Below are 25502 nucleotides of genomic sequence, written 5' to 3' on the forward strand. Positions count from 1 at the left end.
AAATATTTGGAAGATAAACAGATTACAACGGATCAGCCCGCAAACAAGATACTGCATGGCGGAAGCTGCCTTCGAGTAACGGCTTGGTCAGTGCGCACTCTGGCCCTGCAACCGGACAACGGGTACGGAAAACGCAACCCGATGGCGGATTAATCGGTGAGGGTAAATCGCCCTCGAGCAATTGGATCTGCTTGTTCCGCTCTTTGTCAGGATCGGGGATCGGCACAGCCGACATCAACGCTTTGGTATACGGATGCAGCGGATTGTGATACACCTCATCATACGTACCAAGCTCTACAGGATTGCCCAGATACATCACCAAAACCCGATCAGAGATATGTTTCACCACCGACAGATCATGCGCGATGAAAATCAGCGATAACCCCATCTCACGCTGCAACGATTTGAGCAAATTCACCACTTGCGCCTGAATAGAGACATCCAGCGCCGAAACCGGCTCATCACAAATAATCAGCTTTGGCTCAAGGATCAGCGCGCGGGCAATACCAATACGCTGACACTGTCCACCGGAAAACTCATGCGGATAGCGGTTGATTAAGTTTGGCAGCAGCCCCACTTTCATCATCACGGCTTTCACTTTATCACTGACCGCCTGTTTTGACAGTTCAGGATAAAACGTCTGCAACGGCTCAGCGATAATATCGCCAATGGTCATGCGCGGGTTGAGTGAGGCCAGCGGATCTTGGAAAATCATCTGGATCTCTTTGCGTTTATTGCGCATTTGTTTCTCGTTCAAACGCGTCAGATCTTCGCCCAGCCAAACCACATGCCCTTCGGTGGCTTTCACCAGCCCGATAATCGCCCGTGCAAACGTCGATTTTCCACAGCCTGACTCCCCCACCACACCGAGTGTTTCCCCTTCATATAACCGTAAGGTCACACCGTCTACCGCTTTAAGTTTTTGTGCCGGTTCCCAAAACCATGCATTGTCATCTTTAATCTCAAAATGCACTTTGAGATCAGTCACTTCCAGTAAAACCTTTTTGGCCGTGGCTGTATCACTAATACTGGCACTGTTCTGCTGACGGCTTGGTACAAAAGAGTGCGCTGCAACAACCTCTACTGACTGACTCATTTTACGCCCTCCCAGTTCCAATGGCAGGCTCTGACCCTACCCTCACCAAACGGTACTAATGCCGGCGCGCTCTGGCGGCATACCGAGCTAACATTCAAGCAGCGCTCCTGAAACGGGCAGCCCTGTGGTAGACGCAGCAAGTTTGGCGGATTACCCGGAATAGTCGCCAGCTCACTGCCTTTACTGTCTAATCGTGGTACAGCATTGAGCAAGCCTGTTGAATACGGGTGACTCGGGCGGTAAAAAATATCACGCGCCTGACCGTATTCCATTGTGCGGCCGGCATACATTACCAGCACCTTGTCGCAGATCCCCGCTACCACACCCAGATCATGGGTGATCATAATAATCGCGGTATTCAGCTCACGTTTAAGCTCGTTTAACAGATCCATAATCTGCGCTTGTACGGTGACATCCAGTGCAGTAGTTGGCTCATCGGCAATCAGCAATTTCGGGCGGCACATTAACGCCATCGCGATCATCACCCGCTGGCGCATGCCGCCGGAAAACTCATGCGGGTACATCCGCATCCGTTTGCGTGCTTCCGGCATTTTCACGGCATCGAGCATTCTAACCGATTGATCAAATGCCTCGGCTTTACTCGCACCTTTATGCAGCATCAGCACTTCCATCAGCTGCTCGCCAACCCGCATATACGGGTTCAGTGAGGTCATCGGATCTTGAAAGATCATCGCGATTTTTTCGGCTCTGATCTTATTCAGCTGTGATTGCGGCAGATTTAAAATCTCTTTGCCGTCAAACAGTGCCGAGCCGCCAATTGTTCCATTACTGGCCAATAACCCCATCAATGCAAAGGCGGTTTGTGATTTTCCCGAACCAGATTCGCCAACAATCCCCAGCGTCTCTCCGGCGCTGAGTGAAAAATTCAGATCGTTTACCGCGGTGACTGCGCCATCTTGCGTTGCAAATGTCACCCGCAGATCTTTTACTGCTAACAATGTCATGCTGCGCTCCTTGCTTAACGATCTTTCGGGTCGAGGGCATCACGCAGGCCATCGCCAATAAAGTTGAAACAAAACAGCGTGATAATCAAAAATGTTGCAGGGATCAATAACTGCCACACCGCCACTTCCATTGAAATAGCACCATCTTGCAGCAGCGCCCCCCAACTGGTCATTGGCTCTTGTACGCCTAATCCCAAAAAGCTTAAAAAAGATTCAAACAAAATCATGCCGGGAACCAGCAAAGAAGCGTAAATAACCACAACACCTAATACGTTTGGCACAATATGCCGTAAAACAATATTTTTAGAGGATACACCGCAGACCAGTGCCGCTTCGATAAACTCTTTGCGCTTTAGGCTCAATGTCTGCCCGCGCACGATACGTGCTACATCCAGCCATGACACCATGCCGATCGCGACAAAAATCAGGAAAATATTACGCCCGAACAGAGTCACCAGCAGGATCACAAAGAACATAAACGGAAATGCGTTAAGGATTTCCAGTACGCGCATCATCAGCGAATCAACCCGACCGCCGAGATAACCCGACGTTGCACCATAAAGTGTGCCAAACAGCACCGCCACCAGCGCACCGGCTAGCCCAACCATCAGCGAGATACGCCCGCCCACTGCCGTGCGCACAAACAGATCGCGTCCGAGTGAGTCAGTTCCAAAATAGTGTTGGCCTTCAAGGGCTGGCATTGCACTCATGGCTGTCCAGTCGGTAGCATCAAATTCGAACGGCGATAAAGACGGTGCAACCAATACATACAGGCTCACCAATGCCAAAATACACAGGCTGACCATGGCTGCACGGTTACTTTTAAAGCGGCGGAACGCATCTTGCCATAAGCTGCGCCCTTCAATATCCAACTGGGTGGCAAACTGCTCAACCGCAGCGGAGTTATTTTTAGTCATCATCATAAAATACTCCGGTTAATAGCGGATTTTGGGGTCAATAAACGCATATAGAATGTCAACTATCGCGTTAAAGAGAATGGTCAGCGTACCAACGATAATCGTCAGGCTCAGCACCATCGAGTAATCACGGTTTAGTGCACCGTTAACAAACAGTTGCCCAATCCCCGGCAGCCCGAAAATGGTCTCTATCACGATAGAACCGGTGATAATGCCGACAAACGCAGGCCCTAAATAGGAGATAACTGGCAACATGGCAGGTTTCAGCGCATGGCGCAGCACAATATGCCGCATCGGCAATCCTTTGGCACGGGCAGTACGAATAAAGTTAGAGTGCAAAACTTCGATCATTGAGCCGCGGGTGATCCGCGCAATACTGGCGGTATAGGCAATGGCCAGCGCAGCAACCGGCAACACCATGTTGACGGCACTACCATCATTCCATCCCCCCGCAGGCAGCAGTTTTAGCCCCAACGAAAAAATCAGCACTAACAATGGTGCAATCACAAAACTGGGGATCACCACACCGGTCATGGCAAATGCCATCACGCCGTAGTCAATCATGCTGTTTTGCCGAAGTGCGGCGATAACGCCAGCGGTCACCCCCAGAATCAGTGCCAGCACAAATGCATAGAAACCAATTTCAATCGATACCGGAAAGGCTTGTGAAACCAAGTCATTTACCGAGAAATCTTTATACTTAAACGATGGCCCAAAATCTCCCTGTGCCAACTGGCCTAAATAGCGAAAATATTGGCTATACAGCGGCTCATCAAGGTGATATTTGGCTTCAATATTGGCCAGAACTTCAGGCGGCAGGCTGCGCTCACCGGTAAACGGGCTACCCGGTGCTAAACGCATCATAAAGAATGAGACGGTAATCAATATCAGCAGCGTGGGAATCGCTTCTAATATGCGGCGAAAAATAAACTTCAACATCACTACATACTCCCTGTCATGCGACGATGTAAACCCTGTTTATCGCTGTAACGGCATGTTCAGCTTATAGTTATCTAAGGCTTACCGTTTGGTAAGCCTTAGTTGACAGAGGATCACATTGTTGTTGGTACCCTGTGTTGGCGTTGCTGGCAGCGAGTTACAAAAAGCTGCCAGCACACAATCGGTATCAGTGTTGCTTGATGTAAAGATCCTTTGAATAGATCTCATCTTGCGGGTTATTACCACTGTAACCGCCCACATAAGGTTTCACCAAACGGGTGCTTACGTAGTGATAAATCGGCATCATCGGGGTATCTGCTGCAACAATATTCTCGGCTTGCTGATACAAGTTCGCGCGATCGGTATCGTTGGCAGCGGCCAAGGCTTTCACCATGGTTTCATCAAACTCGGCACTCTTGTACTTCATGTCATTATTGCTGCTTTTTGACAGTAAAATATTCAAGAACGCGGTCGGGTCATTGTAGTCAGCACACCATCCGGCGCGGGTCACGTCATAGTTACCGAGGCGGCGGTTATCCAAGAAGGTTTTCCACTCTTGGTTTTCCAGTGCCACATCAACACCCAGATTTTTCTTCCACATAGAAGAGATAGCGACTGCCACTTTCTTGTGGTTATCTGAAGTGTTGTACAGCAAAGTAAATTTCAGCGGATGATCTTTACCAAAACCGGCTTCAGCCAGTAATTTAGCGGCTTCAGCATTACGCTGCTCTTGTGTCCATGATGCCCACTCCGGCTGTTTAGCCGCCAGCCCGTTGGTGATGCTCGGGGTGAAGCTGTATGCTGGGATCTGGCCTTGCGCCATAACCTGCTTAGCTATCACATCACGATCCATCGAAAGAGAGAGCGCCTTACGTACCCGAGGATCAGTAAACGGAGCTTTTGAGGTATTAATGCCGTAGTAATACGAGCACAGATACGGGTCAATATTCACTTCCTGCGGAATTTCAGCCTGCAGCTTTTTGAACACGTCAATCGGCAGCTGGTTGTAAGTCATATCCACTTCACCGGCACGATAACGGTTTACATCTGTACCTTCATCAATCGGCAGATAAGTGACCTGATCAATGGTTACATTAGCGTTATCCCAGTAGTTCGGGTTACGTTCAAGCACAATGCGCTCATTAACCCGCCAGTCTTTTAGCTGATATGCGCCGTTGCTGACATAATTACCAGGGGAAGTCCACTTATCACCAAATTGCTCCACTGCCGCTTTATTGACCGGTTTAGTCGAGGTGTGCGACAGCATTTTCACAAAATACGGTACAGGTTTTGAAAGCACCACTTCCAGTGTGTAAGGGTCAAGCGCCTTCACACCCAGTGTTTCTGGTGCCGCTTTTCCGGCAATAACATCACTGACATTTTCAATTTGTGCATACTCAAGGTATGAGGCGTAAGGTGATCCGGTTTTCGGATCAACCAAACGTCGCCAACTGAAAACAAAATCTTCTGCCGTAACCGGTGTGCCATTTGACCATTTAGCATCTTTGCGTAGATGGAAAACCCAGCGTTTGTAATCCTGATTTTCCCAGCTCTCGGCCACACCGGGGATCACCTCACCGTGACCATTAAGGTTAATCATGCCCTCTTGCAAATCACGGATAATGTTCGCTTCCGGAACACCTTCTACTTTATGGGGATCTAACGATGCAGGCTCATCACCGTTACCGCGCACCAGTGTCTGTGTTGCTGCCAGCACATCACTATTTTTGGTTTTTGCATCAGCAGGCACTGTTGGCGGGGTTGACGGTGTTTCAGCAGCAGATTGTGGCGCCGCAGGCTTGTTATCACAACCAGCTAATCCGACAGTTGCACCCATCAACAGGCTGATAGCCACTGCCAGTTTTTTCTTGTTATATGTCATCGTTAATCTCCAAGATCGTATAAAGGTATTCACTATCCGGTGAACCTTAAGTAACTTAATGATTTATAAATAAAAGTTACTTCTTTGACTTGCATTTATCCCCCAAAAAATCTTTCTGTGGGAATATGCGCAGCAACGTATCAAAACTGAGTCTACATCGCCACTTGTTTTATCACTTAAACAGCATAATTAACCAAAAAAATTAACTTAGCCAGAATTCAACATTACAAAACCACTGTTACTTATTATTTAACTATGCATAACATTGACTATGTAAAATGTGACATTCGTGATTCAAAAACGGTGTTGACTATGCGGTATGACTGATCAAACCAGATTATATGCTTAATTTTTAATCTTAAAATAGATAAATAGTGTTTTAATTTGATCTATTAACACTCATATCAGCTATCGAATAGCAATACAACAGAATACGGTTAATTAACAAAATAAAACCGCCAAAAGAAAAAGCCACACAAACAATTAACACATGGAGATATACGAAAATGAAAGGCATGCATGAAAAATGCATTGATAAGCAATAAAGTGGAAAAAATGAAAAGAAAATAAAAAAATAAGCGGAGATAAAACAGTGAGGTGGGAATGAAGAAAAAACCAAGAGAACTATCAACAAAAAGCAGGCACGATAAAGCCACGTTATGTAAACATAACACCCCGTGCGGCAGCTATCACCGCACAAGGCATCAAAACGCGTTACCCCAGTGAGGCTTGATTATCAGCCCCGAAAAACCCGAATGACTTACCCCAAGCCGGGAAACAGTGCACGCACGCCGGTAACAATAAACTCAATACCGAGCGCCATCAGCATCAGACCCATGATTCGGGTAATAACGTTGATACCCGTTTGCCCCAGTAAACGAACAATATAGGGCGCGGCACGGAAGATAGCCCAACACAGCAAGGCAAACAGCGCAATGGTAACCGACAACCCTAGCATGTTGTACCACTGGTGATAACGCGTTCCCCATACAATAGTTGAGCTGATTGCTCCGGGGCCGGCCATTAAAGGCAGTGCTAGCGGAACAACCCCGACATTATCACGCAATGCCGATTCCGATTTCTCTTGGTTATTCTGCTTATCTTCGCCCAATTTACCGCTGATCATCGACATCGCGATGCTGATCACCAAAAAACCACCGGCAATACGGAACGAGTCAAGCGAGATACCGAAAATCCCTAAGATCCCCTGCCCCAAAAACAGCGCTACCCACAAAATAATCGCCACCGATAAAGTTGCTGTTAAGTTGGTTTTATTACGCAACTGCTCACTTTGGTGGCTGGTCAGACTGATAAAGGCAGGCAAAATGCCAACCGGATTCACCAGCGCAAATAGCCCGATGAAAAACTTGGTGAATATTGCAAGATCAAATAGCTGGGCCACGCTTAAAACTCCAGTCTGCAATCGAATGACGTTAAGTAAACAAAAATACCTTGAACAAGGTGCTATCCGAGATGCTTTTATACAAGAATAAAAGCAAAAATTCTTCCCGCTATAATCTAATAAAATTACATCACTACGTCTATGCCAGTAAAGCAGTCAAATAGTCTTACTTTTCACTGTTTTATGGTGTCTTGTTTGGTTTTTATCCAACCCAATTTAGCTGTTGTTTAGCTTTTTCTTGATAACCTATTTTTACGTTTATCTGAGTTTCACATGCAATTATGTACATAAATTCACCAAGCTGAATGGAGTCAGCAGGCAAAATGTGTGAATTGAGTCACATAAGTCATACGAATAAATGCGTATGCTTAGCGCAGAAGAGAAGAAAAATGGCTGTCAGCATTGCGCAAATATTGCGAGATAAATAAAAATGCAAAAACACAACAGACTGCACATTTATGAGAACCCTTTACTAAGCGTGAGCTCAGTTGGTCACAAAATGCACTTATACTGAATGCTTTGACCTGTGCCTGCTTACTAAAAAGTTTTCATTTTATTCAGGAGATAAACATGGCTGTTACTAACCTTGCTGAACTGGATGCGCTAGTCGCACGTGTGAAAAAAGCGCAACAAGAATTTGCTAATTTTTCACAGGAACAAGTAGACACTATCTTCCGTGCTGCAGCTTTAGCAGCAAACAATGCGCGTATTCCTTTGGCGCAAATGGCGGTTGAAGAGTCCGGTATGGGTATCATTGAAGATAAAGTGATCAAAAACCACTTTGCTTCTGAGTATATCTACAACAAGTACAAGGACGAAAAAACCTGCGGTATTTTGAGTGAAGATGACGAGTTTGGTACCATTACCATTGCTGAGCCTGTGGGTATTATTTGCGGTATCGTGCCAACCACGAACCCAACCTCAACGGCTATCTTCAAATCACTGATTTCACTGAAAACCCGTAACGCGATTATCTTCTCTCCGCATCCACGTGCGAAAAATTCTACCAACACCGCCGCGAAATTAGTGCTTGATGCTGCAATCGCTGCGGGTGCGCCAAAAGATATTATTGGTTGGATTGATCAGCCTTCTGTTGAGCTGTCAAACGCGCTGATGCGCCACAATGATATCAACCTGATTCTGGCTACCGGTGGCCCAGGCATGGTAAAAGCGGCTTACTCTTCAGGTAAACCGGCTATCGGTGTAGGTGCGGGTAACGTACCGGTTGTTATTGATGAAACTGCCGATATTAAACGTGCAGTAGCTTCTGTTCTGATGTCTAAAACATTCGATAACGGTGTGGTGTGTGCTTCTGAGCAAGCCGTGATTGTTGTTGATGAAATTTATGACCAAGTGAAAGCACGTTTTGCTTCCCACAATGGTTATGTGCTGAACAAAGAAGAAGCTGACAAAGTTCGTAAAGTGATTCTGATTAACGGGGCGATGAACGCCAATATCGTGGGTCAGTCAGCCGTTAAAATTGCTGAAATGTCGGGCATTACTGTTCCTGCCGATACCAAGATTTTGATTGGTGAAGGTTTAGAAGTGTGTGAAGAGGAAGAGTTTGCACACGAAAAACTCTCCCCAACACTGGGTATGTTCCGTGCCAAAAATTTTGAAGAAGCCGTTGAGATGGCCTGTAAAATGGTAAATCTGGGCGGTATCGGCCACACCTCTGGCCTGTACACTGATCAAGATCGCAATGCTGACCGTATCAAATATTTTGGCGACAAAATGAAAACGGCCCGTATTCTGATCAATACTCCAACCACCCAAGGTGGTATCGGTGACCTGTACAACTTCGCAATTGCACCATCGTTGACTTTAGGTTGCGGTTCATGGGGTGGTAACTCTATCTCTGAAAACGTAGGTCCTAAGCACCTGATCAATAAGAAGACAGTCGCGAAGCGGGCAGAAAATATGTTATGGCATAAACTTCCAAAATCAATTTACTTCCGTCGTGGTTCACTGCCAATTGCGCTGGGCGATCTGGAAGGCAAAAAACGTGCAATGATCGTTACCGACCGTTTCTTGTTCAATAACGGTTATGCCGATGAAGTTGTGCGTCTGCTGAAAAAATTGCGTATGGAAGTGGAAGTTTTCTACGAAGTAGAAGCTGACCCAACACTGTCTGTGGTGCGCAAAGGTGCAGAGATGATGAACTCGTTCAAGCCAGACGTGATTATTGCGCTGGGTGGCGGTTCACCAATGGATGCAGCGAAAATCATGTGGGTGATGTACGAGCATCCGGATACGCATTTCGAAGAGCTGGCAATGCGCTTTATGGATATCCGTAAGCGTATCTACAAGTTCCCGAAAATGGGCGTGAAGGCCGAGCTGGTTTGTATCACCACCACTTCCGGTACGGGTTCAGAAGTGACACCATTTGCAGTAGTAACCGATGACCGCACTGGCGTGAAATACCCGCTGGCTGACTACGAGCTGACACCAAACATGGCGATTGTTGATGCCAACTTGGTGATGAACATGCCTAAATCACTGTGTGCATTTGGTGGTGTTGATGCTGTAACGCACGCAATGGAAGCCTATGTTTCTGTGCTGGCGAACGAATATTCTGATGGCCAAGCACTGCAAGCGCTGAAGTTACTCAAAGAGTATCTACCAGCAAGCTACCATCAGGGTTCAAAAGATCCGGTTGCACGTGAGAAAGTACACAATGCGGCCACTATCGCAGGTATCGCGTTTGCTAACGCCTTCTTGGGTGTGTGTCACTCAATGGCGCACAAGCTAGGTGCTGAATTCCATATTCCACACGGTTTGGCTAACGCCTTGCTGATCAGCAACGTGATCCGCTATAACGCGAACGATAACCCGACCAAGCAGACTGCATTCTCACAGTATGACCGTCCGCAGGCTCGTCGTCGTTACGCTGAAGTGGCTGACCATCTGGGTCTGACTACCGGCAGTGACCGTACCGGTGCAAAAATTGAGAAGCTGTTGGTGTGGTTAGACAGCCTGAAAGCTGATTTGGGCATCCCTGCGTCTATCCGTGATGCCGGTGTCACAGAGGCTGACTTCCTAGCGAAAGTAGATACGCTGGCAATTGAAGCATTTGATGACCAGTGTACCGGTGCAAACCCACGTTACCCGCTGATCAGTGAGCTTAAGCAAGTGCTGCTCGACTCTTTCTACGGTCGCCCATATGTTGAGCTTAATGCCCAGCATAATGATGAGCCGGTAAAACCGGCTAAAGCAGAGAAAGCGGCTAAAGCTAAGTCATAATTGCCGTTCAACGTGCAGTGCTGTAGCGTAACCTAACGTACTACAGCGCTGCGCTTTTCGGTTTTATATGGCAACTATATCGCGGCAGGATCTACTTCTACAGAGCCTATCACGACACAGACTTAAGTCTTTTTACATTGCATTCAAAACGCCCGATTATGCTTAGTCGGGCGTTTTAATGTGTAATGCTTCTCTCCCTTTTTTAATATCTCGCTCATAATCCCCTGATTACTCGGTGTTCTTCTATAGCGCTGTTTTCCTTTTCTTCTACTTTTCTGTAGCTAGTTTTTTGCTTTTTATTCTGCTATTTCTCTGTTCGTTATTCGTTACTTTGCCAATAAAACCAAGTCTTCCAATAAAAAAATGGCAGCCTTTCGGCTGCCACTAGGTAGGGTAATGTAGGATCTTGCACATTATGTTCACGTCATCAGGCAGCATTTTGGAGGAGGAAATGCGCCCTATTTCCGTCAAACTTATTATTATGTGTCGAGCCTATCTGTATTTCTATTTTCTTATTATTCAGGTTCCCGCCTTACGGCTGAGTTCCAGAGGGTAAAGGTGTTCTACTTCTTATTCTGTGTGAAGCAGTTTCGCGTTAAGTGGCCCAACTGACAAGAAATTATTACTGTATTTTCAGTCTATTAAGCTGTTTTGTTCGCTGAATCGCACCAGCAAGTAGGACTGAATCGAATCAGGCTGATACCGATGATCCTGCTTTTTCGCTCTCTGCTGATTTTCCGCAATCGCCTTTTTCACACTCTTCAGCCACTTCACGGCCATCACCCAATAAAATAGCGAGCTTGCGGTATTGCGGGTTTGATTCAAGCGCAATTTTAACCGCCATAGTCAGCGGTACACTGAGTAACATACCTACAGAGCCGAGTAGCCACCCCCAAAATATCAAGGATAAAAAAACCACCAGCGTAGAGAGCCCTAGCCCTTTTCCCATATAACGCGGCTCAAGCACGTTACCGCACAATAAATTAATCAGCACATAACCTGCCGCCACACCGGATGCTTCCGGTACACCATTGAGCAACAGCGCCTGCAATAATGGCGGAATAGCGGCAATCACTGAACCAATATTCGGAATATAGTTGAGTAAAAATGCCACTGTTCCCCAGAGAATCGCATAGCGAACGCCCAAGGCCGACAGCAATGCCCATGCCAGAATACCGGTCAGCAGGCTTATCCATGTTTTAATCGTCAGGTAGCGGTTTACACTGTCTAACACTCTGTCTACTTGCTGCAAACGCATTTCCGGATCATCGAGTGCAAGGTGAATTTTGCCTTTTGCCGAGGGCGCTTCAAACAGCATAAAAACAACGGTCAGCAGCAGTAAAAAAATATTTGCCATTATGCCGGAAAAGCTCGATACCATGCGGCTGATCATCTGCATGATGATACTCGGGTCAAGCAACTGCTGAATATAATCGGCTGAAATCATAATGTTAAATTTTGCAGCCAATGCCATCAACATATGAATACGTGCGGCGATCTCGCCCTTATATTGCGGAACAGTGCGGCTAAAATCATTAATTGATGCTGCCAACAGCCCGCCCAACAACAGGCAAAACACGGCCACGACTGCCAACACCAATAATACAGCAATAATGCGCGGAATTTTCCGCCGCACCATAATATCCACAACGGGATAACAAACGATTGCGATAAACAGCGCCAATAAAAAAGGTACAACAATTTCAGATGCGGCTTTAATACCGGCAAACGTGATCATCAGCGCCGCCACCAGCACCGCCCAACCGTTATTAGTCAGTTTTTTTGTTATATCAGACATGGTTCTCTTCCATTGGTTAGACCACTGCGTGGTGATCTATCCCTGTACGGTACACGCATAAACAGACCATGAGGTCAGTTTTATGCAGGGTGATCCGGCTAAAATTCACCAGATTATGGTATAAACTCGATACAGCAGTCATGCTAAATATTCTGCCATACTGATCAGGGTAACGGCGCATCATAAAAGCCGAACCGCGCCATAATATGCAGATAAAATGTTTCATCGCACCCGCTTTGGGAAAACAGCTGATTAAGACACGCTATTAAAACAAGGAAAGACACATGCATTCTGACTACTCTGACGCCATTATCCGAATTAAAAATCTGCGCCTACGCACCTACATCGGTTTCAATCAAGAAGAGATCAATAATAAGCAGGATGTTGTTATCAATGCCGAAATTCACTATCCAGCTGAACAAGCCAGCCTGACCGACAATGTGGCTGATGCGCTCAATTACCGCACTATCACCAAAAAAATGATCGCACATGTAGAGAACAACAATTTTTTACTGCTCGAACGCCTGACCAAAGATCTGCTCGATATTGCCAGTGAACATGAGTGGGTCAGTTTTGCCCAAGTTGAAGTCGACAAACTGCATGCTCTGCGCTTTGCTGACTCAGTCTCAATGATGCTGACTTACCGCAAGGAAGCCCGCTAGAGGATTGTCCTATGAATATTCTGATCACCGGTGCTACAGGGCTGATTGGCCGAGCGCTGACCAAGCAGCTCAAACGTGAACATCAGCTGACTATTTTGACGCGTGATATTGATCGTGCACGTTCAGTATTGGGCAGCAATATGGTGTTTTGGTCTACGCTCGATGATCGGCAATCGCTTGATGGTATTGATGCTGTTATCAATCTTGCTGGCGAACCGATAGCCGATAAACGCTGGAGTGATTCCCGTAAAACTCTGTTGTGCCACAGCCGCTGGGATCTAACCGAAAAGCTCAGTGCGCTGATAACACAAAGCCATACACCGCCGCATACGTTCTTATCTGGCTCTGCGGTAGGGTTTTACGGGAGACAAGGTGATCTGACGATTGAAGAGGACGATCTTCCGCACGATGAGTTTACTCATCAACTATGCGCCCGGTGGGAAGCACTGGCATTACAGGCTCAAAGTGAGAAAACGCGTGTTTGCCTGCTGCGCACTGGTATCGTACTTGATACGCAAGGTGGCGCACTGGCCAAAATGCTGCCGCCTTACCGCCTCGGCGCAGGTGGCCCGGCAGGCAGCGGTACACAGTATATGCCGTGGATTCATATTGATGATATGGTCGCGGCTATCTGCTTTTTACTTGCTAACCCTACACTGCAAGGGCCGTTTAATATGACAGCGCCCTATCCTGCCCGTAATTATGATTTTAGTGAAACACTGGCCGATGTGCTGCACAAACCGCATATTATGAAAATTCCGGCGCTGGCACTGAATTTATCAATGGGCGAAATGGCTGTGTTGATTTTGTCAGGGCAAAAAGCAGTGCCTGCCAAACTGGAAAAGGCGGGTTTTGAGTTTCGGTTTAGCGATTTACAAGCCGCACTGACTGATTTATTGCCGCACAAATAGCAACACAACTCTCTTGAACCTAACCTGTAAAAAGCCGCTGAGTGCGCAATATTAAGGCACTCAGCGGTATGGCTTAATCACTACCCAGACGGCGCAGCTGTTCAAGTGTGTTGTGCCGAAGCAACGGCCGACAAGCCAGTTCGCCGAGCAAACCAATGCTCACGGCAGAACACAGCGGCAATAACCCCCAAATCCACAGATTCAGTTGTGCCGGAAAATCAAACGCATAACGCTGCAATAACCAAAGTGTTGCGTCAGCACCGCCAGCTGCCACCACCCCGGCAACGGCCCCCAATAGCCAGAATTCCAACCGTAATGTTTGCCGCATCAATGCGCCCGACGCTCCAAGCGTACGGTACAGCACCAGTTCATGCCGACGCTGCTGCATTCCTACCTGAACCTGCGCCACCAGCAATACCGCGCCGCACAGTAACACCAGCGCCACCATCAGCTCGAGTGACCGGCTAACTTGCTGCAAAATAGCGCTCACCTGTGTGATGATTGCCGTAACATCCAGCACATTAATGGTCGGAAACTGACGGGTTAGCTGTACCAGTAAACGCTGGTCAGGGGCACGCTGTGACTCTGAGGCCTCCTGATAACGAAAACTGGTCATCATAGTTTGCGGTAAAGAGTCGAGTACTCCGGCAGGAAAAATAAAATAGAAGTTGGGTTGTAGGCTCTCCCACTGCACCGTACGCACATCGCCTACCATTGCCAGAATACGGCGGGTAGCCACCGTAAACACCAATTGATCACCTACCTGCAGCCCCAAACGTTCGGCAATACCACGTTCAACTGACACAGGAGACACTACGTTACTGTTTGAGTCTGGTTCATCGGCTTGCAAAATAGAAGCCGATTGTGGGATAGAGGCAGTCCACGTCAGGTTAAGTTCACGCTCCAGCGCTTCACTGCCCTGATTATTGCTGGCGATCAGCGCCTGTGCTGGTTGGCCGTTAATTTCACTTAAACGCCCGCGCACCACAGGATACAGTGTTGAAGGCTGCACTTGATGTTGTGCCAACACATCAGTAACCGCTTGCGTATCGGTCGGGGAGATATTAATCAGGAAGTAGTTCGGGCTATCAGGTGGAAGTTGCTGCTGCCAGCGTGTCAGCAAATCACCGCGTAGCAGTAACAGCAGTGCCAGCAACATAAATGAGAACGAAAAAGCCGACAGCTGCACCAGTGTCATCTGCGGGCGACGCAGCAGACGTGCCATCGCCAGCCGCAGTGACAATCGCCATGCCGATAGTTTACGCCCAGACGTGGCGGCAAAGTCATAGCCTGCAACGCGGCGCAGCAACAGTAAACTGCCCCATCCGGCCAGACCGAGTATCAACGCCAGTAGCAATACACCCCCCAACAGCGCCCACAACAGAGGGCTTGCACCGGCCAACCCAATCAGTAGCAACGCAATAATTGCAGCGCAAACAGGTAAATAGTAGTACAGCGGCACAGCCTGACCGAGCTGGCTGCGGCGCAATACCCGCAATGGAGGAGTTTGCAAGAGTTGCAAATAAGGGCGCGCGCCCACCAATACCGTGATGAACAAAATACAGCTAAATGCCCAGACCCATGGCATTCCGCCAACCGCCGGTAACGGAGCGCTAAATAACCCACGTATCGCACGTAACAGCGCCTGTTCAAGCAGCATACCGGAAAGTGATCCGGCCAGTACCGAAAGCAGCAGCAACAGCGCAGTATGTCCAAGAATCAGGGTACGCAGTTGCGCGCGTGTTGCACCGAGTGTTTTCAGCACCGCCACCAGATCAAAACGCCGCTGACAATAGTGAGAAACTGATACCGCGACCGCTGCACCGGCCAACAGCAACATCAGCAGGGCACTAAGCAGAATGAACTGCCGCGCCCGAGTTAAATTGTTACCGACCGTTCCGCCCGACTCCTCTGCACCGTACCAGCGCTGTCCGGTTTGTAGTTGCGGCGTTAACCAGCGGCCATACTCATCCAGTGCCGAGGGCGTTCCGGCAAACAGGTAACGATAACTTAACCGCCCGCCCGGCTGTATCGCACCGGTTTTTGCGGCATCCTCATGCAGCATCAGAACACGTGGCGCAACCATAAAGGGGTTAAACCCGCTGTCGGGTTCGGCTTGTACTGTTCCAGCAATGGTGAACTGCCCATCACCCAACTCGAGTGTAGCGCCCACTTCCAGACCGAGCAGCGCCAGCAAGCGCGGGGCCACCATGACCTGCCCGCTGCGCAGTTGTAAATCATCCGGCTGGCGCTGCAACGTGCCGTACAGCGGATACGCCGTATCAACCGCTTTTACCGCAACGAGTTGCATCTGATCGCCGGCAAATGCCATCGACATAAACAGTAGCTGTTCGCTCAGTTGCAGCCCCTGTTGCTCTGCCTGTGCTAACCATTCGGGCGATAAAGCGTTGTTACTGCTGATCACACGGTCTGCTGCTAGTAGATCCCGGCCCTGCTGTGACATTGCTAGCGTCAGGCGCTGACTCATTCCCGACAACGCCAGCACACAGGCAAATGCCAGTGACAAAGAGATCCAGACCAACAACAAGGATGGTGTGCGCCATTCGCGCCAGAACCAACGTCTGATCATGTCATTGCGCCTCCAGCGTGCCTTCACGCAAAACCAGATTTCTATCGCAACGCGCGGCCAGCAGCGGATCATGTGTCACCAACACCAGTGTCGTACCAAAATCACGGTTTAGGCTAAACAGCAGATCGGCAATATCTCGCCCAGTTTGTGCATCAAGATTTCCGGTTGGCTCATCAGCAAATAAAATCGCCGGCTGGCCAATAAAGGCCCGCGCCAGTGCTACGCGCTGTTGTTCACCACCAGAGAGCAGAGCAGGCAGGTGCTGCAATCGTGCGCCCAATCCGAGTTGAGTCAGCAGCGCACTGGCCTTTGCTGCACTCTCGGCAGAGGCCTCTCCGCGTAGCAACAGCGGTAACTGCACATTTTCCAGTGCCGTTAAGGTTGGCACCAGCATAAATGACTGAAAAACAAACCCCACATGCTGAGCGCGCAAGGCAGCCCGCCCCTCTTCATCCAGCGAACCTAGCTCTTGACCCAGCAGGCAGACCTCACCTTCGGTGGCGGTATCTAACCCGGCCAAAATACCAAGCAGGGTTGATTTACCCGATCCCGATGCACCGGTTAACGCTAATGACTCACCAAATTTGACTTGTAAGCAAAGAGCGTTAAGGATAGTCAGGTGCTGTTTTTCCAGGGAGACGCGTTTAGTCAGATGATGAACATCAATCACCCACTCCGGTTTACTCGATTCCGACCCGACAGATTCCGGTGTCATTCTCCACTCCTTCGTATACCGTTTGTTCAAGGATTATTCCCTATGCCTGCACGCACTCTCTTTTCCCCTAAACTACCGCGTGCAGTTGTGTGGTTAATCTGTTTTTTTCTGATATTTATTGCTTCAGCACTACAGGTCAACATGGCATATGCCGAGCTAAAACCAGATACACAACCCCATAATACACTGCTGATTTTGGGTGACAGCCTCAGCGCTGGATACCAGATGCAACCGGCTGAAAGTTGGCCAGCATTGCTGCAAACCGCGTTGCAACAGCATACCAGCACGCTTATTTCCACCGTTCATATTGTGAATGCCAGCATCAGCGGCAGTACCAGTGAACAGGGGCTAGCACAGCTACCGGATCTGCTCACTGAACATCAGCCGCGCTGGGTGTTGATTGCACTGGGCGCAAACGATGGCCTGCGCGGGCAACCGCTCGATCGCCTAGAAAGTGCGCTCTCTGAGATTATTACCCGAAGTCAGGCACAGCAGGCAACGCCTATTTTGATGCAGATACAGATCCCGCCGAACTATGGCAGCCGTTACAGCCAGACATTTGCGGCAATTTACCCCCGTTTAGCCGAACATTTTGCTGTTCCACTGCTGCCATTTTTTATGGAAACTGTGATCAGCAAACCCGAATGGCTCATGGCCGATGGGCTGCATCCTAACAGCACCGCTCAGCCATTTATCGCCCAAATGCTCTACACGCAGTTACTGCCGATATTAGGATACTCGCCCAAGCCGTAATAGGCAGAGGCAATACACCGGCACAATAATTAGCCAATTCAATAATCAGCACACACAATAAATCGACACGATAAAACGGACAGCATCGAGATGAACACGAATCGGATTCACAAGGAAACCTCTGGTATCCCAAAATCAATACTCATTACCGGTTGCTCTTCCGGAATGGGGTACGAAACTGCCGTGGCACTGCAACAGGCCGGTTATCAGGTTATTGCCAGTTGCCGCAGTGAAGAGGATGTGGCGCGGCTACAGCATGAGGGGCTAACCGCGGTTCAGCTTGATCTTACTGACAGTGAAAGTATCGCCCGCGCGGTAGAGAAAACACTGGAGCTGACCGGCGGAACCCTGTATGCCCTGTTCAATAACGGCGCTTACGGACAACCGGGCGCGGTAGAAGATCTTTCGCGGGCCGCACTGCGCGAGCAATTTGAAACCAACTTGTTTGGCTGGCATGAACTGACCACGTTAGTGCTGCCGGTAATGCGCCGGCAAGGTGAGGGGCGCATCATTCAGAATAGTTCGATCCTCGGGCTGGTGGCGATGAAATACCGTGGCGCTTACAACGCCAGCAAATTTGCGCTGGAAGGCTTAACCGATACCCTACGCCTCGAGCTACGTGGCAGCCCGATATTTATCAGCCTGATAGAACCGGGCCCGATTGCCACACGTTTTCGCCCGAATGCACTGGCGGCCTTTTTGCGCCATGTTGATCATACTCACAGCGTGCACCGCCAAGCGTATTACACACAAATTGAGCGCCTGTCAAAAACCGAGATTACCAACCGTTTTACCCTGCCGGCAGAGTCTATCGTACCGCTGGTTCGCCATGCACTGGAAAGTGATCACCCGAAAGCGCGCTATACACTAACCACCCCGACTAAACTCTTTTCACTGCTACGCCGGCTGTTGCCGAGCTGCTGGCTTGATTACTTACTGGCAAAAGGTGATTAACCGATAACCTGAGGTGCTGATACCCAGACTCACTTGATACCGAACTCAACCCGCCCCATATTATTAGCATAAAGAGAATACGTCAGTTTTTGAGGGTTATCATGGAAAACAACCAGATGGACAACAGCTTCGCAACCACGCCATATATTATTGATGTCACCGATGCCAATTTGCGCGATATTCTGGAAACTGCACAAACAAAACCGGTGGTTTTCGATTTCTGGGCCGAATGGTGCTCACACTGTAAAACCTTGCTGCCGATTCTGGAAAAACTGGCCCACGAGTATCAGGGGCAGTTCATTCTGGCCAAAGTAGACTGCGATAAACAGCCTGCGGTTGCCTCTCAGTTTGGTATTCGCAGCCTGCCGACAGTGTATCTGTTTAAAAACGGTGAGCCGATTGACGGCTTTCAGGGCGCACTGCCGGAGAGTGAAATCCGCGAAAAACTGTTACAGATTTTACCGCAGCAAGATGAAGTAAAGCTTGAACAAGCTATTCAATTGCTGGGCGAAGGCAAACACCAAGAAGCCATTCCAGTTCTGCAAGAGGCACTGGTGCTATCGCAAAATGCCAGTGATATTGCTCTGTTGTTGGCTGAAACCTACATTGTTACCCACAATATGGAAGAAGCAGAAGCGATGCTCAACAGCATTCCGCTGCAAGATCGTGATAGCCGCTGGCAGGGGCTAACCGCACAGATAGAACTCAGCCGTCAGGCCGCCGATTCACCGGAAATACAGCAATTACAGCGCGACATGAACAATGAGCCAGAGAACGCAGAACTGGCAGTAAAACTTGCGTTGCAACTGCATCAGGTGAACCGTAATGAAGAGGCACTTTCACTGCTGATGCGCTTTTTACGCACAGATCTTAGTGCGGCCAACGGCAGCGCACGCAAAACACTGACCGATATTATTGCCGCACTCGGCAGTGGTGATCCGCTGGCTGCCCAGTACCGTCGTCAGCTGTATGCCCTGCTTTACTAACTCAGCGACTTTACTCACAACCGTATTATGGTTATTCCCTCTTGATAAATTTTTGAGGGAATAGCTGCTGCTGTTTATCTTTTCTGTTATTGCATATTCATATCCGGCATGTCCGGCCACTGCATACAAAAATCCATAAAACAGCGTAATAGTGGTGATACATACTTATCACGATGTACCGCTATCCGCAGCTGCCTCTGAGTCGGTAACGAAATCGGTAAACGGCACAGTGTACCCAGCATAATATCGGTCTTCAGCGCCACTGCCGGCATATACCCGATACCTAACCCAGCACGGCATGCACCCAAAATGGCCTCACTCTGATTTAACTCAAGCCGTAAATGCCATGAGTCGAGATGCAACGCGATGGCCTGATTAAAACTCTCGCGCGAACCTGAACCGAGCTCTCGCACAATCCAGTATTGATCTTCAAAATCAGCCAACGCCAGCGCACCTTGCTGCTGATAACGCAGTGCCAGCGGATGCTGCGGAGAGACCACTAGCCACATCTCATCATGCTGCCAGTCGGTAAGAATCAATTGTGGATCGTGCAGCCCCCCCTCAACCAGTGCCATATCTAGCTCAAAACGTGTCAGTTTTCCGGCCAGTACATGCGTATTATCAATCATAACATGCGGCGCACACTCCGGATGACGAGTGATAAATGCCCCAAGTATTGGGGGCAACATATAGTTGCCAATGGCATTACTTGCCCCGATATACAAACTTCCACTCAGCTCGGTATCTTGCTTAAACGTCTGCTCAATTAACTGCGCCCGTTGCAGCAACTCATCAGCCATCGGTAACAACCGTTTACCCTGACTGTTTAAGTGTAAGCGATTATTCACCCGATCAAATAAGCGCTGACCAAGCTGCCTCTCGAGCTCCTGCAACGCCATACTCAGTGCCGGCTTGGTCAGAAACAACGCTTCCGATGCTTGTGTCATGTTTCCGTGCAGCGCAATAGCACTAAACACTTTGAGTTGCTTGAGTGTCAGACTCATTCATTCAACCTTTGTGATGTATGAAATGCAGCTAAGTGCACTATTTTATTACCTATTTATTGCATATTTGCTGCACAAGTTCACTGAACAGTTTTACTTAACAATACATTAAGTTTATTCAAATATTATTACTTAACGGATGCATATATCATAGATGACATTGAAATAAGACTCTCCGAGGCATCTATGATCCAGTCAATCCACCGAAGAATAGGTAAAGTTCCAACTCCAATGGCAGGATTAGCCTTGGGTATTGCAAGTGTTTTATGGTGTTGGGAGAACTTTGCACCTCTGAATGGAATGGCACAACTGATCGGTGCCATTATCGGCGGCACTATGCTTGGCGTGCTCACCATCAAATTTTTATTGCATCCTCAACTTCTGCTTGATGACTTAGCCCATCCAGTTGTCGGCAGTGTTGTACCCACATTCGCCATGGGTGTAATGGTTGTTTCAGCCACTGTCGGCCATTATGCTCCTGAAATCGGCATCGCATTGTGGATTGGCGCAGTGATGCTGCACCTAATTTTCTTGTCGGTTTTCACCGTACATCGGGCACGCGATTTCTCACTGCATCACATGGTACCGAGCTGGTTCGTTCCGCCTATCGGTATTATCGTTGCCGCTGTTTCAGTACCGCATACTCCGGCACTGATCACCATTGCACAATATTTACAAAACTTTGGGATGATTTGCTACGCGATTATGCTGCCACTGATGCTGTATCGCTTTATCTTCACCCATAACGTACCCGATGGTGCAAAACCTACCATTGCAATTATGGCTGCACCAGCAAGCCTCTCACTGGCCGGTTACCTGACCGTAATGAGCAACCCATCTCCACTGATTGTTGCCCTGTTGTTCGGTATCGCTATTCTGATGACCGTACTGATTTATCTGGCATTCTTCTCACTGCTGCGTCTGCCATTTAGCCCAGGCTATGCGGCCTTTACCTTCCCGATGGCCATTGGTGCAACCGCGCTGTTTAAACTGACCCATCAACTGCAAGTGTGGGGCGTTGCAACTGAATATGTTAATCAGATCCATCTGTTTGCCAACATTGAACTGATTGTTGCTAGCATCATCATCGCTTATGTTGCCGTACGCTATGTCTGGAACTACCTGCCACACAGCACTGAAAACAAAGAAGAAAGTAAAAAAGAGAACATGATCCATAAAATGAGCTAAACCAACGTTTCACAGTAACGCTAAACGCTCTTTTTCTTCATCATCTCACTATTATTCATCGCTTTTATTGACACGTTATACTTCCCTGCACTTTTTGTGCGGGGATTTTTTTTACTCGCTCACATCCCATCATCAAGCAAGCTTTACCGTTTTTTTGCATGATCACAGCAACCCTGTGGCAAAACCGGTTCACATGGCGGCACATCCGGCCGATAAGCTACCTGACTCAGCCCAGAGATAATCGGGCACTCTGCTTTATCATCCCCCGGACACTCTTGCACTAACGCAGAGAGAACCCGCCGCATCTGGGTCAAATCAGCAATCTGCCGATCAAGTTCGACAATTTTCTGCTCGGTTTTCGCCTTAACATCAGCACTGCGCCGCGCCGGATTACGGAATAAATCCAGCAACTGCGCACACTCATCCAGACTAAAACCGACCAGCCGCGCCTGACGCAACAGCGTTAACTCCTCCTGATTTTTCTGGGAGTAAACACGGTAACCGTTATCCTGCCGCAACGGTGTCACCAGCCCCTTATCCTCATAAAATCGCAACGTTTTCGCCGTTAAACCGGTCAGTTTTGCCACTTCACTGATATTCATCTCTGCTTACCCTCTTTGCTAGCTTGATACTTTTCAGTAATAGCCCTTGACCTTCCTCTTGCTGTAACCTTTATCTTACTACACAGTGGTTAAAAAGAGGCGTGTCTTTACAAAGCTGGGCGCTTCAAAACAGAGTGAAATTCACGCTCTTCACCAGAAGGAAAATACGGTATGTCACACACAACTATTCTGGCTCTTGACGGCCTCAGCTGCATGGGCTGTGTCAACAAAGTAAAAACTGCGCTGTTACAGCGTGAAGATATTACTGACGCACAGGTTACCCGCACCTATGCCCGTATAACCGGCAGCGCCATACCTGCACAAATCATCAAAAGCATTACTGATTTGGGATACAAAGCCATTTTAGTGACAACCCCGACCACCACTCTCGCTCTGCAAGGGCTGGCCTGCGAAAGCTGCATCAACAGCACCCGTCAGGCACTTGAGCAGGTTGATGGCGTGGTTTTTGCTGATGTTGATAAAACCTCTGCGCGTATTTACGGCTCAGCCGACAGCGCAACCCTGATTGCGGCAGTACAAACCGCAGGCTATCAGGCCACCGAGGATCAGCTAAAAAAGCCTGAGCCGGAGCACGTCAGCACACCTGCACGTACTTCGGCTGCAACACCGGTTACCGAATCAGCCCCTCACACCGCTGATAACGATGCCATCCAGCTCATGCTCAACGGCATGAGTTGTGCCAGCTGCGTCAGCAAAGTACAAAATGCACTACAAAGTGTCAGCGGTGTCACTCAGGCACGCGTCAATCTGGCCGAGCGCAGCGCGCTGGTGATGGGTACGCCTGATCCCACCGCACTGGTACAAGCCGTTGCCAACGCTGGTTATGAAGCCGAAGTGGTGATTGACGAAGCATTGCGGCGAGAAAAGCAGCAAAAATCAGCCGATGATACACTGCGCCGCCTGCGCTGGCAGTCAGCGCTGGCACTCGGTACCGGCATCCCGCTGATGATCTGGGGAATGTACGGCGACAACATGATGATCACCGCCAGCAATCAGGGGCTATGGAAAATACTTGGCATCCTGACATTGCTGGTCATGGTACTCACCGGACGGCACTTCTACACCAGTGCATGGCGCGCCCTGAAAAACGGCTCTGCCACCATGGATACACTGGTGGCACTCGGCACCGGTGTTGCGTGGCTGTACTCGATGATTGTCACACTCTGGCCGCAGTTTTTCCCTGCTGAGGCGCGGCATCTTTACTTTGAAGCAAGCACCATGATTATTGGCCTGATCAACGTCGGGCATGCGCTTGAGCAAAAAGCGCGCTCACGCTCTTCGGCTGCCTTAGAACGGCTGCTCGATCTCACCCCGCCAACAGCCCGTGTGGTGATCGACGGCAACGAACAGGTGCTTCCACTCGCACAGGTAGAAACTGGCATGATCTTGCGCCTGACCACCGGAGATCGGGTTCCCGTTGATGGTGACGTGCTCAGCGGTGAGGCATGGCTAGATGAAGCGATGCTAACCGGTGAGGCGATACCACAACAAAAACAGGCTGCAGATACCGTACATGCCGGTACTGTCGTGCAAGATGGCAGCGTGCTATTTACTGCCCGCGCCGTCGGCAGCCAGACCACGCTGTCACGGATTATTCATCTGGTGCGCAGCGCCCAAAGCAGCAAACCACAAATCGGCCGGATAGCCGATAAAATATCGGCAGTCTTTGTTCCGGTTGTTATCGCCATCGCGCTGATCAGCGGCGCTATCTGGTTCTTTGTCGGCCCGCAGCCACACATTGCCTACGCCCTCTCAATTACCACCACAGTGCTGATCATCGCCTGCCCTTGCGCGCTGGGTTTAGCAACACCGATGTCCATCATCTCAGGTGTTGGTCGAGCAGCAGAGTTTGGCGTGCTCATCCGCGATGCTGATGCACTACAACAGGCCAGCAAAGTCAATACATTGGTTTTTGATAAAACCGGCACACTGACCGAAGGCCGACCAACAGTTACCGCCATTACCACACTCGATAACTACAATGAAACGGAAGTTTTACAGTGGGCGGCAGCGCTCGAGCAAGGCTCTAGCCATCCGCTGGCACGGGCAATTTTGCAAAAAGCAGACGGCCTGAACCTACCTGAAACCACCGAGTTCAAAACTCTGCGCGGGCTGGGTGTACAAGCCACGGTAAACGGTAAATCTCTGTTACTGGGGAATCTGGCACTGATGCAACAGCAGCAAATTGATGTCGCTCACATCATACAACCGCTGGAGCTAGCCGCAACACAAGGCGCGACACCGGTACTTCTGGCCTGTGATCAACAACTGGTGGCCCTGTTTGCTATTCGTGACCCACTGCGTAGTGACAGTATCAGCGCCCTACAACGCCTGCGTGCCGATGGCTTCACACTGGTAATGCTAACCGGTGACAACCCGCTCACCGCACAAGCAATTGCCCACGAAGCGGGGATTGATCAAGTGGTAGCCGGTGTACTGCCCGACGGTAAAGCCGCTGAAATCCGCCGTCTGCAACAGCAGGGCAATGTTGTCGCCATGATTGGTGACGGCATCAACGATGCCCCTGCGCTGGCGCAAGCTGATGTAGGTATCGCCATGGGCAGTGGCAGTGATGTGGCGATTGAAACCGCCGCCATGACCCTAATGCGCCACAGCCTGCACGGAGTTGCCGATGCCATGTCTCTATCACGGGCCGTATTGCGCAATATGAAGCAAAACTTGTTCGGTGCATTCGTGTATAACTCGCTTGGGATCCCCGTCGCGGCTGGCATTCTATACCCTTTTATCGGGCTGTTACTGAACCCAATTGTTGCCGGCGCAGCCATGGCGCTCTCCTCCATTACGGTGGTCTCAAATGCCAACCGGTTATTGCGCTTTACGCCGCACAATAGCCCAACAACACAACAGGAATAA

Annotated in this window: 19 protein-coding genes; 8 read left to right on the forward strand and 11 right to left on the reverse strand. The window is 49.2% G+C overall.

Translation table 11 applies throughout. The annotated features are described in order from the left end of the window. Positions 1-22: 22 nt before the first annotated feature. From oppF to AC1HDJ_RS11080, 6 genes are all read right to left on the reverse strand, one after another. The gene (gene oppF, locus AC1HDJ_RS11055; RefSeq protein WP_479535867.1) at positions 23-1096 is read right to left on the reverse strand and encodes a murein tripeptide/oligopeptide ABC transporter ATP binding protein OppF; all 1074 of its coding nucleotides are present in this window, start codon (positions 1094-1096) and stop codon (positions 23-25) included. Further along, positions 1093-2061 carry an oligopeptide ABC transporter ATP-binding protein OppD gene (gene oppD, locus AC1HDJ_RS11060; RefSeq protein ID WP_479535868.1) on the reverse strand — a complete coding sequence of 323 codons (969 nt, stop codon included), beginning with the start codon at positions 2059-2061 and terminating at the stop codon, positions 1093-1095. The genes oppF and oppD overlap by 4 nt, the downstream gene beginning before the upstream one ends. Positions 2062-2075: 14 nt before the next feature. Continuing rightward, the gene (gene oppC, locus AC1HDJ_RS11065; RefSeq protein WP_479537107.1) at positions 2076-2981 is read right to left on the reverse strand and encodes an oligopeptide ABC transporter permease OppC; all 906 of its coding nucleotides are present in this window, start codon (positions 2979-2981) and stop codon (positions 2076-2078) included. A gap of 15 nt (positions 2982-2996) precedes the next feature. Continuing rightward, on the reverse strand, positions 2997-3917 hold the full coding sequence (gene oppB, locus AC1HDJ_RS11070) for an oligopeptide ABC transporter permease OppB (protein ID WP_438630691.1): 921 nt from the start codon (positions 3915-3917) through the stop codon (positions 2997-2999). Between the two features lie 187 nt (positions 3918-4104). Continuing rightward, positions 4105-5754: an ABC transporter substrate-binding protein gene (locus tag AC1HDJ_RS11075; RefSeq protein WP_479537109.1), complete on the reverse strand. Its 1650-nt coding sequence runs from the start codon at positions 5752-5754 to the stop codon at positions 4105-4107. A gap of 805 nt (positions 5755-6559) precedes the next feature. Next, complete coding sequence (locus AC1HDJ_RS11080) at positions 6560-7201, reverse strand: YchE family NAAT transporter (protein ID WP_438621892.1); 642 nt, start codon at positions 7199-7201, stop codon at positions 6560-6562. Between the two features lie 570 nt (positions 7202-7771). Here AC1HDJ_RS11080 and adhE point away from each other — a divergent pair. Next, positions 7772-10444 carry a bifunctional acetaldehyde-CoA/alcohol dehydrogenase gene (gene adhE, locus AC1HDJ_RS11085; RefSeq protein ID WP_479535869.1) on the forward strand — a complete coding sequence of 891 codons (2673 nt, stop codon included), beginning with the start codon at positions 7772-7774 and terminating at the stop codon, positions 10442-10444. A gap of 691 nt (positions 10445-11135) precedes the next feature. On the opposite strand, the gene AC1HDJ_RS11090 is transcribed toward adhE, so the two are convergent. Further along, on the reverse strand, positions 11136-12242 hold the full coding sequence (locus tag AC1HDJ_RS11090; protein WP_479535870.1) for an AI-2E family transporter: 1107 nt from the start codon (positions 12240-12242) through the stop codon (positions 11136-11138). Positions 12243-12526: 284 nt separating this feature from the next. On the opposite strand from AC1HDJ_RS11090, the gene folX reads away from it, so the two are divergent. Together folX and AC1HDJ_RS11100 are read left to right on the forward strand one after the other, a co-directional pair. After that, positions 12527-12904 (forward strand): dihydroneopterin triphosphate 2'-epimerase, encoded by a 378-nt coding sequence (gene folX, locus AC1HDJ_RS11095; RefSeq protein WP_438621896.1) that lies wholly within the window; start codon positions 12527-12529, stop codon positions 12902-12904. Between the two features lie 11 nt (positions 12905-12915). Next, entirely contained in the window at positions 12916-13815 is a 900-nt protein-coding gene (locus AC1HDJ_RS11100; RefSeq protein ID WP_479535871.1) for a TIGR01777 family oxidoreductase, read from the forward strand. 73 nt (positions 13816-13888) lie between these two features. Here AC1HDJ_RS11100 and ybbP read toward each other — a convergent pair whose 3' ends face one another. Both ybbP and ybbA read right to left on the reverse strand, forming a co-directional pair. Then, complete coding sequence (gene ybbP, locus AC1HDJ_RS11105; RefSeq protein ID WP_479535872.1) at positions 13889-16405, reverse strand: putative ABC transporter permease subunit YbbP; 2517 nt, start codon at positions 16403-16405, stop codon at positions 13889-13891. Between the two features lies 1 nt (position 16406). Beyond that, positions 16407-17120, reverse strand: a complete 714-nt coding sequence (ybbA, locus tag AC1HDJ_RS11110) for a putative ABC transporter ATP-binding protein YbbA (protein WP_479535873.1) — start codon at positions 17118-17120, stop codon at positions 16407-16409. Between the two features lie 42 nt (positions 17121-17162). Between ybbA and AC1HDJ_RS11115 the strand changes: the two genes are divergently transcribed. From AC1HDJ_RS11115 to AC1HDJ_RS11125, 3 genes are all read left to right on the forward strand, one after another. Next, positions 17163-17873, forward strand: coding sequence for a GDSL-type esterase/lipase family protein (locus AC1HDJ_RS11115; protein WP_479535874.1), 711 nt, complete (start codon positions 17163-17165; stop codon positions 17871-17873). Between the two features lie 126 nt (positions 17874-17999). Continuing rightward, positions 18000-18827 carry an SDR family oxidoreductase gene (locus tag AC1HDJ_RS11120; RefSeq protein WP_479537111.1) on the forward strand — a complete coding sequence of 276 codons (828 nt, stop codon included), beginning with the start codon at positions 18000-18002 and terminating at the stop codon, positions 18825-18827. 101 nt (positions 18828-18928) lie between these two features. Next, on the forward strand, positions 18929-19813 hold the full coding sequence (locus AC1HDJ_RS11125) for a tetratricopeptide repeat protein (protein WP_479535875.1): 885 nt from the start codon (positions 18929-18931) through the stop codon (positions 19811-19813). An 86-nt stretch (positions 19814-19899) separates the two neighbouring features. Here AC1HDJ_RS11125 and AC1HDJ_RS11130 read toward each other — a convergent pair whose 3' ends face one another. Next, positions 19900-20817, reverse strand: a complete 918-nt coding sequence (locus tag AC1HDJ_RS11130) for a LysR substrate-binding domain-containing protein (RefSeq protein WP_479535876.1) — start codon at positions 20815-20817, stop codon at positions 19900-19902. Between the two features lie 231 nt (positions 20818-21048). Between AC1HDJ_RS11130 and AC1HDJ_RS11135 the strand changes: the two genes are divergently transcribed. Beyond that, positions 21049-22005 carry a TDT family transporter gene (locus tag AC1HDJ_RS11135; RefSeq protein ID WP_479535877.1) on the forward strand — a complete coding sequence of 319 codons (957 nt, stop codon included), beginning with the start codon at positions 21049-21051 and terminating at the stop codon, positions 22003-22005. A 143-nt stretch (positions 22006-22148) separates the two neighbouring features. Here AC1HDJ_RS11135 and cueR read toward each other — a convergent pair whose 3' ends face one another. Continuing rightward, complete coding sequence (gene cueR, locus AC1HDJ_RS11140; RefSeq protein ID WP_479535878.1) at positions 22149-22607, reverse strand: Cu(I)-responsive transcriptional regulator; 459 nt, start codon at positions 22605-22607, stop codon at positions 22149-22151. 171 nt (positions 22608-22778) lie between these two features. Between cueR and copA the strand changes: the two genes are divergently transcribed. Then, positions 22779-25502 carry a copper-exporting P-type ATPase CopA gene (gene copA / locus AC1HDJ_RS11145; protein WP_479535879.1) on the forward strand — a complete coding sequence of 908 codons (2724 nt, stop codon included), beginning with the start codon at positions 22779-22781 and terminating at the stop codon, positions 25500-25502.

The sequence above is a fragment of the Plesiomonas sp. ISS29 genome (genome assembly GCF_056522795.1).